Here is an 11,652-nt window from a genome sequence, read left to right on the forward strand (position 1 = left end):
AGTACCTGCAGGAAGGCATGAACGAGCTGGAGTTCCGGCTGGGTAGTTTGCCCACGGGAATCTATCTGATCAAAGCTGTGGACGCGCTGAATAGGCAGGGTGTGGTGCGGGTGAGTAAGGAGTAGAAGAATCAATAGTTGAAAATACAGCAAAAAGGGGCCACTACGGCCCCTTTTTGCTTTTCTGGATTGTCTCAGATCACGGTAACAGAGACCTATTGTCTCGCTACTTCTTCACGGGCATATTAGCATTTACCTTTCTGCGCCAGTCGCGGAACTGCGCGAGCATTTCGCGCTTTTTGTTGGGTAGTTGGGCCGAGAGATCGTTGCTTTCGCCCAAGTCGTCTTTCAGGTTGTAGAGTTCCGCTGAGCCGTCCTCGTAGCTTTCGGTGAGTTTGTAGTCGCCTAGGCGGTAGGCTCCGGCGGGCATGCCCAGTTGGTTGCTGAAATGCGGATAATGCCAGTAGGTGGGCTGATCGGGCAGTGATTTTTTTGTGCCCAGCAGCACTGGAAGAACACTGCGGCTATCCATCTCGACCTCCGGCATCGACTGATTGAGCAATTCGCTGAACGTGGCGAAGTAGTCCACGTTGCTGAAATACTGGTCACTGACGCCGCCGGGCGCGATTCTTCCCTTCCAAAACGCAATGGCCGGCACGCGGATACCACCTTCATAGACGTGGCCCTTCCACTTGCGAAGCGGCTCCATGCTAGTCGGGATCGGCCCCAGTTCCGGCAGGCCGACACCGCCGTTGTCAGAGGTGAAAATGACCAGGGTGTTTTCCAGCAATCCCTGTTCCCGCAAAGCCGCCATCACGCGGCCTACACCGTCGTCGAGGCTCTCCATCATCGCGCCGTAATTGGGATTGTACTTGCCGTCGAATTTCTCGTACTTCCAGAAGTACTTGCTCAACTTATCGCCGCGCGGGACGATGAAAACGTGCGGCGCCGAGTAGGAGAGGTAGAGGAAAAATGGATTTTTCGAATTTTCTTTCTCGCCATTTTTCTCTACGAACTCCACGGCGTAGTCGGTAAGTTTGTCGGTGAGGTACTTTGTGCCATCGTCCTTGAATTCTTTTTGGTAGCTATCCTCAAAAATCGAGTAGTTGTAGTAATCCAGCCCGTTGCGGCCAATCATGCGGCTGTAGTCGAAGCCCTGCTCCCAGGGTGACATCCCTTCTTTATTGCCCAGATGCCACTTGCCCACCATGCCCGTGGTGTAGCCCTGTGGCTTGAGCCACTCGGCCAGCGTGGTAGCCGACGAAGGCAGGAACGGGTTCCAGGGTGCGGGCTGTACGGGCGACGCATCGTTGGTGCGGTTGCCCGCGATGAAGTTGGTGAGGCCGTAGCGGGCCGGATGGCGGCCCGTCATGATCGCCGCCCGCGACGGAGAACAAACCGGACTGGCCGAGTACGCCTGCGTAAAGCGCAACCCGTGCCGCGCCAGCGAGTCCAGGTGCGGCGTTTCGTTGAAGGGGTTGCCATAGCAGCCCAAGTCAAAGTAACCGAGGTCATCAGCCAGGATGTAAACGATGTTCGGTCGGGCCGCGCTCGGTCGGGCCGCGCTCGGTCGGGCCGCGCTATGCTTTTGGGGAGCGGTAGTTTGTGCGAGAGCACTTATTGCAATACAAAAAAGAAAGACGGGAGCCAGGAGGGTTTTCATGGAGTTGGATTTTTGTGAAAAAGCAAAATCCAACTCCTTTATACCGAAACAGCCCCCCCTTATTGGAAGCTAAAAATACAAAGAAGCAAACTATTCGCCGACATCCCTTAGAGCCTGCGATTCTATCTCCTCGGAAAGACGAAAGTCTGTTTCTTTTATTTTTTCCAAAATTGGTTTTATGACAGAAAATATACCTTTCGACTTGGCTCTCATAATTACGCCAATTGTGCCTGTAACTCTGACACCAAGGCTTTTGGCCAACTTTCGAGCCTTATAATCGTCCAAAACAACCGTCGAATTCGGTGATTCAAGCGCCAAAGCGATTGCGCTTGCTTCGCCCCGATCGATCTGCTTTTCAATAGCTTGTTGTTTATCGCTATTCATGACTCTTTTCACAGTCACCCAATCTGGCAGAACTGCCCCAAACTCGATAGCAATATCAGTTGTTGTGGTCACTTCCCCGTAAACCTTATGAAGAAGCTCCAGCTCATTGACCTTAACCAGAACGATAAAGCAACTCGTATCAGCAATTAGGACCTGTTCAGGCATTTTTGAAATCCTGAGCCAAATCGGAAGCAGGGTAGTTGAAGATAGAAACTCCGTACTTTCCCAGCGACTCGGCGAAAGTCCTTTTCGTCAGTCCTGCTACCTCGGCGGCCTGTCCTAGGGAAAGCTCTCCCTTCTCGTAAAGCCGAGCGGCCACCAGCATAGCGAGTTGCCGCTCGTCCATGTCAAGCGAATCGGGTAATTGGAGAGTGAGTGTCTTCATAATTGAAAGGTACGAAAAGTTCAACAGCTCTACTTCTCCTTTACCACGTTCAAACTACTAAAATCCCCCCGTTCCAAATCAGCCGCTTTGCCGAACTGCCGCATGGCTTCCTGAAAGACATTATCAGTTGGGTTAAGTACCTGGAAAATTTCGTTGTTCAGGCCGTCCTTGCGCTGGCGTCCGTAGTGGTAGCGACCAATGTAGCCCTTGGTTTGGGCCAGAATTAGTGACTTGGAACGAGCCAGGTCGTCGTCTTTGGGCTTGATGCCTGCCTTTTTGGCGTCCTGCACCAAGTCTTTCAGCATAGCGTCCGTGACGGTGAATTTTTTCAGAAATTGGTTGAAATCCTGCTTGTCCAGCGCTTTCTGATGGTCGTTGACGTAGCGCAGGGCGTACTCACGCAAGATGTTTTTGGCGTACAACTCAAATAAGAACTTGCTGTTCATACTCGTGTCGCGGGGTACAAAGACGTCGGGCATGATGCCGCCGCCGCCATAAACCGCCCGTCCGCCATCGGTTTGGAAGCGTAGTTTGGGGTCGAACTTGATACTATCGGCGCTGAAGTACTCGCCGCTGTCGAAGCGCTCTTTGAGGTCTTTGTTATAGTCTTCGCCCTTGCCAAGTTCATAGGGTTTCTGGATGCTGCGACCGCTGGGCGTGTAGTAGCGCGAAATCGTCAGGCGTAACTCTGAGCCATCATTCAACTTGATGGGCATTTGCACCAAGCCCTTGCCGAAGGTACGACGGCCAACGACCAGCGCACGGTCATGATCCTGCAAAGCTCCGGCCAAAATCTCGGAGGCCGACGCGCTGCCTTCATTAGCCAAAACGACGATGGGGCCTTCCTCGAACATGCCCTTAAATTTGGCATTGGTCTTGCGGTTGTAACGGGTGTCTTTGCCCTCGGTATAGACCAGCAATTTGTTGCCGGAAATCAACTCGTCGGCGATGCTCGTGGCGCGCTCCATGTAGCCGCCCGGATTGCTACGCAGGTCGAGAATGAGTTTTTTCAAACCCTGGCTTTTTAATGAAGCCATCGCGGTCTTGAACTCTTCGTAGGTAGTTTCCGAGAAACGGCTCACTTTGAGGTAGCCGATTTCCTCGTCCACCATGTAGGCGGCATCTACCGAATAGGTCGGGATGCGGTCGCGTACAATGTCGAAAACCATTGGTTCTTTTAGGCTCGAGCGCCCGACGAGGATTTTTACCTCCGTGCCGCGCTTGCCGCGCAGCAATTTGAAAACTTTGGCGTTACTGGCCCCCGGCCCCGACAGGACTTCACCGTTGACTTTCAAAAGACGGTCGCCACTCTGAATACCCACGGTTTCGGACGGCCCGCCGCTCAGCGGACTGACCACATAGACGGTATCGTTGTAAACATTGAACTCCACCCCGATGCCATCAAAGCCCGACTCCAACTGCGAGCGAGCAGCGGTAGCCTCTTCGGCAACAAAATAGGAAGTGTGCGGATCCAGTTTTTCCAACATTTTTTGGATGGAGTAATCCACCAGTTCGTCGGTATTGACTGAGTCCACGTAATTGTTCTCCACCAGCATTAGTACCTCGCGGAACTTGGCGTAACCCTTGGCCGTGTCGGTGAGACTCTTGCCGCCGCTAAAAAAGACGGCGCCCATGAGCATCCCGGCGGCGAGCGTCAGGCTAATGACGATAGGCAGGCGGACAGTTTGGGGGGAATTATTTATCGGTTTTTGGGGTGTAGGTTCTTGCATGAGGTTCGGTTTTTGTCTTACAATAACGCAAAATATAACGAAAGGTTGCTTGTTAGACGCGGGCCTTCGCCGCTGCCATCGCCACGAAAGCATCCAGCGCGTCGGGATTTCGCATAGTATCGCGGCTGGCGACGCGGGCCGGATCGTAACCCATCAAAATTTTCTTAACCGGAGCTTCTAATTTTTTGCCGCTGATCGTGTAGGGTACTTCGGCGATTTCCTCGATGCGGTCGGGTACATGTCGGGGGCTGAACTGCTGACGCAGGGCGGCGGCGATACGCTGACGCAGGGCGTCGTTCAGGCTGCCGGATTCTTTCAAAACCACAAACAGCGGCATATCGCCCGTACCGTCTTCATTCTCTAAATAAACTACCAAACTGTCCCTGATTTCGGGCAGGGTTTCTACCGCGCTATAGACTTCGGCGGTGCCGATGCGGATGCCGCCGCGGTTGAGCGTGGCGTCGGAGCGGCCAAAAATAACGACTGACCCACGCGGCGTAACCTTGATCCAATCGCCATGCCGCCAAACGCCGGGGTAGTTTTCGAAATAGCTGTGGCGGTAACGCTGGTCGTCCTGGTCGTTCCAGAAGTAGAGCGGCATGGAGGGCATGGGTTCCAGAATCACCATCTCACCCAATTGATCCACAACGGGCTGGCCCTCGTCATCGTAGGCTTCCAGCCTGCAGCCCAGCAGTCGGCACTGGATTTCACCCGCATAGACAGGCAGTAGCGGATTGCCACCCACAAAGGCGCTACACACGTCGGTGCCGCCGCTGAGCGAGATAAGCCACACGTCTTTGCGCACCGCTTGGTATATCCATTCGTAGGCGTCAGGTGTGAGCGGTGACCCTGTTGAGCCAATGGAAATCAGGTGCTTCAAACGCTCGGAGGGCAGGCTGAGGTTGGCTTGGCGACAAGCAATGAAATAGGTCGCGCCGCCACCGAAGTGGTTGATGCGGGCTCTTTCGGCCAGTGTCCACAGCACGTTGAGCGTGGGAAAAGCGGGAGCGCCATCGTACACGACCAGCGTCGCGCCCGTTAGCAGAGAAGCCAGGGCGTAGTTCCACATCATCCAGCCCGTGGTGGAGTACCAGAAGTAACGATCGCCGGGCTTGACGTTCTGGTGCAGAACCAGCGCTTTCAGGTGTTCCAGCAGACAGCCGCCCACGCCGTGGGTGATGGCCTTGGGCTTGCCTGTGGTTCCCGATGAGTAGAGTACCCAAATCGGGTGGTCGAACGGCACGGCCTCGAAGTCGAGACCCGGCGTGGCACTGTGCAGCACATCGCTCCAAGACACGGTGCCTTCCAATTTCGCATCGGCATCAAGGTAAGGTACCAGCACGGATAGTTTTACGCTGGGCAATCGGGCCAAAAGCTGCCGGAAAGCGGCAGTTTTGTCGTAGGTACGGCCATTGTACTGGTAGCCGTCGGCCACGATGAGTACTATGGGTTCGATCTGAGCGAAGCGATCCAATATACTGGCCTCGCCGAAATCGGGCGAGCAACTGGACCACACGGCCCCCACGGCGTTGGCGGCTAGGAAAGCCACGACGGCCTGCGGAATGTTGGGCAACACAGCAGCCACGCGGTCGCCGGGTTGCACGCCGCGCTTGCGAAACCAGGTCGCCACGGCGGCGACGTCTTTTTCCAACTCAGCCCAGGAAATTTCGGTAAGCGCCTGCCGCTCCGACTGGAAGATCAGCGCGGGCTGGTCTTTTGTTTTCTGCCGAAAAACGTGTTCGGCGTAGTTGAGCGTCGCGCGCGTGAACCACCGGGTGCCGATCATGTCATCACCCTTTTTGCGCAGTACTTCGAAGTAAGTGTCGTGAGATTTGATTTGGAAATAATGCCAGATACTTTCCCAAAAATCCTCGGTATCGGTAACCGACCACCGCCACAAATCATTATAATCGCGGAAGAATAGGCCTTTTTTTACAAAAAGCCAGTCGATATAATGTTTCAGTTTCGATTGATCCTTGAAAGCCCGGCTGGGTTCCCAAAGGGGTAGGGGCGGAGTGGCGGATGTCATTCGTTTCAGGGGATTTAGGGTGTACCGTCCAGGTTCGTGAAAAGTCGGGTACTCGGTGCATCGTACCAGGCACCAAGTTTGTCGAGTCACATACCAAGTATATCGTACTTATCCGGGCGGGAATTCAGTAGGTAGTAACGACTGGTGTCGGTTTTTAGGATAATAATATTAGGAAATTCTCCGCTGGGAAAAATATATTACCTTTGCAGTCTGTTCGAGAAACGGTGGATAATTTTCTGACTATCAGACCCGCCATTCGATCTGTTTTTATCAAACCTCCATTTTATTTTTGTTTAAAATCCAAAGCCCGCTGAAAGTTGGGCGAGAGGAAACAACATCCAGTAGTGATACTGCATTCCTATGAAAAAACGAAACGATTTCCTGAGTGACCCCAAGTTCAATCGCCCGCAGCGGGAGAAGCCCGAAGAACCCAAGGATGACAGCCCGGCCCGTAAACCCGCCGCGCGAGAACGTCCGGCAAAGGCGGGAGGCAAGAAAACCTATACCCGACTTTCGGATGCTTTTCCCGAGCTTGGTGAAGGCAAAAAGCCTCGCCCTGACGACAGTCGCAAGCCCAAGCGCGATGACGAGCCGAAAGCCCGGCGTGCTGATAAGCCATCACCGGAATCTGCTCCACCGTTTGACCGTCCTGAACGGGGTCGCCCCGCTCAGGCGGGGCCGTCCGACGGGGATAAAGAATTCAAGCAAAAACCTCGCCGCGACGATAGCTCCTTCCGCTCCACTGAGGACAAAGGGCGGGAGCGTAAACCCCGCCGTGAGGAAGATACATATAAACCCAAACGTAGTACCACTAGGGCCGAGCGAGTTTTTAATAAACCTACCCTGAAAAGGTCTGACGTCGAGCGTCTGCAATCGCCCGACTATCAGCCTACAAAATTTGAGCGTAATCGCCACGATGATGCGCCCCGCCGGGAGCCGCGTACGGATCGCGACAGGCCGGGTGGTGAATCGGAGCGGCCCGCCCGCCGCGATGTCAAATCCAGTGACGCCTTTCGCTCGCGCCCCGAAGAGCGGGACGACGACCGTCCGAGTCGCCGTGATGACGAGCGTCCGGCCCGAGAGGAGCGGAGTCCTCGAGGCAGCCGTCCAGAACGTCCTGAGCGCAAAGAGCGCTACAACCCGCGCGTGGATCGCCGGGAGCAGGCTGAGAAGGAGAAGCAAGCCAGCGAGGGTGAAAGCCGACGTGTAGGCAAATTCAGTCGTCCGCCTCGCTACGATTTCAGTGAGTATGAGGACAAGAAGCCCAAATCACGCACGAAGGAGGATTTTAAAAAAAACCAGGACGACGATGTACTGCGACTCAACCGTTACATCGCCAACGCGGGCATCTGCTCACGCCGAGAAGCCGACGAGTTGATCGCATCCGGTCAAATCACGGTAAACGGCGAGCTGGTAACCGAAATGGGTTTCAAGGTAAAGCGTTCCGACACCGTGAAATACGGCAAGAAACTGCTAAATCCTGAAAAGCTGGTGTACCTGCTCATCAACAAGCCCAAAGACTACATCACTACCACCGACGATCCCGAAGAGCGCCGTACGATCATGGATTTGGTGGCCGGAGCCTGCGAGCAGCGCATCTATCCGGTGGGCCGTCTCGACCGCAATACCACAGGTCTGCTACTGCTGACCAACGACGGCGAGCTGGCTAAGAAGCTCACGCACCCGTCGAGTAACATCAAAAAGATTTACCAGGTCGAACTCGACAAACCCATGACAACCGAGGATTTTGAGGCGTTGAAGGAAGGCATTGAACTGGAAGACGGCTTCATTAAGCCCGACGACCTGGGCATCGTCACACCCGACGCCATGGTCGTCGGCATCGAGATCCACAGCGGAAAAAACCGCATTGTGCGCCGGATTTTCGACCATTTAGGCTACGAAGTTCAGAAACTCGACCGCACGCTTTTCGCCGGACTAAGCAAGAAAGACCTGCCGCGCGGCAAATGGCGCTTTCTGGGTGAGAAGGAAGTGGTGAGGTTGAAGTTTCTCTTATAAAGAGAGCCTACTATTTTTCGTTCTTGTTAAAAACAAAACCCGGCTGAGTCATTGCTCAGCCGGGTTTTTGCGTGTGGGGGAATCCCAAATCAATCGATGCGATCGCGCAGCTTGACCGGATCTGTCTTTTTATCATAGCGGAGGTTGAGCAATTCCACACCCAGCGAGAAGGCCATTGCGAAGTAAGCGTAACCCTTCGGAATTTCGTAGTGGAAAGATTCCGCGATGAGCAGCGTGCCGATCATAATCAAAAACGATAGCGCCAGGATTTTGATCGAAGGCCGCTCGTTGACGAAGTTGCCGATCTTAGTGGCAAACACGATCATAATCACCGTCGAAAGAATGACGGCAATAATCATAATAGCCACGATGTCCGTCAGGCCTACGGCGGTAAGTACCGAGTCGAACGAAAAGATAATATTCAGAAATGCCATTTCAGTGAGGGCACGGCCAAAGGTCATAGCTCCCGCCTTGACCGGAGCATTCTCGTCCTCGTTGGCATTGGGCAGGTGTTGGGTGTCGCCCTGTATCTTATGGTGAATTTCCTTAGTGGAGCTGTAAAGCAGAAATAGTCCGCCGCCCAGTAGAATGAGGTCGCGCCCGCTGAACCCGTGGCCGAAAACCGCGAAAAGGTCTTCTTTCAGGCCGATAACCCAGCCAATTCCGAACAGCAAGGCAATTCGTAGTACCAGTGCGATACCCAAGCCGTAGTTTTGCGCCTTCTTTTGCTGTCTTTTAGGCAGCTTGCCCGCAACAATCGAAATGAAAATAATGTTGTCTATGCCCAACACCACTTCGAGTAGGGTTAAGGTGAGGATACTGATAAGCGCGTCAGTAGTAAGCAATGACTCCATAGCAAGTTAGTAGATTAAGTAGGGAAGTCGTATATTCATGGTCTGAAAAGGGCGAAGTTAATGGCAAAGACCTCAGGCGAGAAGTTTTGCGCGTAAAATTATCCGGGTCAGAGAATTTATTACGTAGTTTCGCCGTTGTACCAGAGCGAATGAAAAACTTGGCACGATAGTTGTACGAAACAAGTCCGAAGCCAGGATCAGTAGCCAAATACGGCAGGTTTGACACTGCATTTTGCCAACGGATTGGTATCAAGAGCAATAACATAAAGATATTTAAGATAATAGTGTGTGTATAGTGTGAACAAGGCTCGGAGATTCTTCGGGCCTTCGTTTGTTTAGGGGGCGGGAGACAAGCTTTTGATTGCGAGTTTTATTTTGGCAAAGGATCGCGAATAGCCGATCAGAATAGCCATGATAAACCACGGAAAAAACAGGAACTGACCGCCCGTAAGGTTGCTCTCGAAAAAGGGAATGACCAGCAAAGGCAGAAAAAACAGGTAACGGACCGCAAAGTACCGGATGTAATACCAACCGGGGCGGATAACAATCAGGTAGAAAAAAAAGAGGAAAACAGGCACACCCGCTCCGAAAAGCACTTCGTAATAGGAATTGTGGAAGCCAGGCCAGCCAATGATAATTTTGACTTGCTCATTATTGAACATACCAATTCCTGTAACCCATAAAGAGGGCACAGAGTTAAAATAAGTTATGATCTTCATGGATTTTTCTGACCTGGGCTCTCCCTTTTTCTGCTGAACGCGCGTTTTCTCGAAGCGGGCGTTAATAGCTGAGTCGGGGTCTTTCAATAGATAAAGCACGAGACCTATCGGCAGCAGGGACAGCAGAACTTTTTGGTAAAAGGGGATTCTCCGGTATTTGAAAACAAACACCAACGCCACTAAGGATAGGCTTAGCCAAGAGGTACGGTTGCCGGAAATCAAGACCAGGTAAACCGCCACTACGCCCACCACTATGAGTAAAATTTTGCGTAGCCAATGCAGGGAAACATTGCGAAGCAGATCCAAACTCGTTAGTAAAAAGATAGTGCTTGACCAACCATAATGATTGGAAACAAAGGCGGAATCTTCGTTTTTGTCGTACACGTCGTAGATGTTGGTATCGGTCAGTCCGCCGCCCGTAATAAAGTAGCTAACTACTGGAATGAGGTAAACCCAGTTGATGGCACTGATAAACGCATGAAATACCTGCCGGGTCGGGTGTAGAAATAGGAGGTAGCCTACTGAAAAAGCCACGTAGAGAAAAGGTACTACGTGTGTTAATACCTTGAGAAAGGAAGTGAGCGGATTGGCAGTAAGTAAGCCGAAAAAGGCAAACAAGAGCGAAAGAACCAACAGTCCCTGCATGCAGTTGGACAACATCCTCAGGATAAAGAGTTTCCTTTTCAAAACGAAAAGGATGGACATCAGCAGAACTGAGTACTTGACTATTCGCATGGGTTCGACGCTCGCCATGTCCGTCAGGACTCCAAGGGCATAGCCAACGATTACCAGCCCCATGTTCAGGAACAAAAGCCGGAAGACAAAATCACCAGAAACATCCTTTCGGGCCAATGCGTAGTTCAACGGGATAGGATGTCAAGAAAATTCTCAAACATAGTTTGTGGGTTAAAACGGCCCACCTGCGCGTGGGCATTGCGCACCTTTGTGGCCCGTAAATCAGGTCGGCGAACGCATTCAGCGATAGCTTCTGCCAGGGCGGCACTATCATTCGGCGGAACCAGCCACCCACACCTTCCCTGATCGAGTACCTCGGGTATGCCTCCTGCTTTGGTAGATATCACAGGCACACCCTGCGCCATTGCTTCCAGGTTAGCCACCCCGAGCGCTTCCTGATGCGAAGGGACACAGAAGATATGGCTTTTTTTCAATAATTCTAAAACCCTAATCTGCGGAATTTTGCCCAGAAAATCACCGACTATGTTTGGATATTTGCCCAAATCAGACAAGATTTTTTCACGATCGGCGGGATTGGGCCCAACAATGATGAGAACGAACTGGAAGGGCAGAAGCGAAAGTCCCCTGGTCAGCGTGAACAGCCCCCCGCGCTGGTAGTCGTTCTTGACGAACATTACCCGGATAGGTGCGGTCGGGTCAATCGTATCGATCTCAGCTGATACTTTTATTGGTACCTCTACTGCTTTGTACAAACGATGTAGCCTGTTCGCAGGAATATGATAGGTTTTAGCAAGTTTCTCTTTCAGGTAATCCGAATTCACGATTATCTTCTGAGCCTTACCAGTCATGGCTTTTTCAATGAATCTGAACAAATGCCGCTTCGTACCCAAACGCGACAAGCCCAGGTGACGCCAGGAAGCCGTGAGATTATTATCGTCGTTTACCATCCCTACTGTTGCCTTGAACCGATAAGCGCTCCACAACCCAATCAGGGCATGGTTGTACACTAGAACATCGAAGGGAAAATTTTTCCGTAATCGCATGGCGGCGCGGTGGTAGGCAATCATACGGGCAAACTGACCAAGGATAGAAGACTTCCAGAATCTGGAAAGGCCAACTTTATGAACATAAGGCCGAGGCATGGTTACGTCCTCGGTCAGGATGCGGAGTTCGTGTT

Annotated in this window: 9 protein-coding genes; 1 reads left to right on the top strand and 8 read right to left on the bottom strand. The window is 52.4% G+C overall.

Annotated elements, in window-relative coordinates; all coding sequences use genetic code 11:
* Window positions 1-225 precede the first annotated feature (225 nt).
* The 5 genes from ACEW8P_RS06700 to ACEW8P_RS06720 form a co-directional block, all read right to left on the bottom strand.
* Window positions 226-1,662: a sulfatase gene (locus tag ACEW8P_RS06700; RefSeq protein WP_373512323.1), complete on the bottom strand. Its 1,437-nt coding sequence runs from the start codon at window positions 1,660-1,662 to the stop codon at window positions 226-228.
* A gap of 90 nt (window positions 1,663-1,752) precedes the next feature.
* On the bottom strand, window positions 1,753-2,211 hold the full coding sequence (locus ACEW8P_RS06705; protein ID WP_373512324.1) for a DUF3368 domain-containing protein: 459 nt from the start codon (window positions 2,209-2,211) through the stop codon (window positions 1,753-1,755).
* Window positions 2,204-2,431 carry a UPF0175 family protein gene (locus ACEW8P_RS06710; RefSeq protein WP_373512325.1) on the bottom strand — a complete coding sequence of 76 codons (228 nt, stop codon included), beginning with the start codon at window positions 2,429-2,431 and terminating at the stop codon, window positions 2,204-2,206. Before ACEW8P_RS06710 ends, ACEW8P_RS06705 begins: the two co-directional genes overlap by 8 nt.
* Before the next feature lie 29 nt (window positions 2,432-2,460).
* Window positions 2,461-4,161: a S41 family peptidase gene (locus ACEW8P_RS06715; protein WP_373512326.1), complete on the bottom strand. Its 1,701-nt coding sequence runs from the start codon at window positions 4,159-4,161 to the stop codon at window positions 2,461-2,463.
* Between the two features lie 52 nt (window positions 4,162-4,213).
* Window positions 4,214-6,190 (bottom strand): acetoacetate--CoA ligase, encoded by a 1,977-nt coding sequence (locus ACEW8P_RS06720; protein WP_373512327.1) that lies wholly within the window; start codon window positions 6,188-6,190, stop codon window positions 4,214-4,216.
* Window positions 6,191-6,550: 360 nt separating this feature from the next.
* Between ACEW8P_RS06720 and ACEW8P_RS06725 the strand changes: the two genes are divergently transcribed.
* Window positions 6,551-8,206 (top strand): pseudouridine synthase, encoded by a 1,656-nt coding sequence (locus ACEW8P_RS06725; RefSeq protein ID WP_373512328.1) that lies wholly within the window; start codon window positions 6,551-6,553, stop codon window positions 8,204-8,206.
* Between the two features lie 89 nt (window positions 8,207-8,295).
* On the opposite strand, the gene ACEW8P_RS06730 is transcribed toward ACEW8P_RS06725, so the two are convergent.
* From ACEW8P_RS06730 to ACEW8P_RS06740, 3 genes are all read right to left on the bottom strand, one after another.
* On the bottom strand, window positions 8,296-9,060 hold the full coding sequence (locus tag ACEW8P_RS06730) for a TerC family protein (protein ID WP_373512329.1): 765 nt from the start codon (window positions 9,058-9,060) through the stop codon (window positions 8,296-8,298).
* A 335-nt stretch (window positions 9,061-9,395) separates the two neighbouring features.
* The gene (locus ACEW8P_RS06735; RefSeq protein WP_373512330.1) at window positions 9,396-10,643 is read right to left on the bottom strand and encodes an O-antigen ligase family protein; all 1,248 of its coding nucleotides are present in this window, start codon (window positions 10,641-10,643) and stop codon (window positions 9,396-9,398) included.
* Window positions 10,640-11,652 (bottom strand): glycosyltransferase family 4 protein (locus ACEW8P_RS06740; protein ID WP_373512331.1); only part of this gene is annotated, 1,013 nt, incomplete at its 5' end. The genes ACEW8P_RS06740 and ACEW8P_RS06735, both read right to left, overlap by 4 nt.

The organism is Persicitalea sp., assembly GCF_041751555.1.
Lineage (GTDB): Bacteria > Bacteroidota > Bacteroidia > Cytophagales > Spirosomataceae > Persicitalea.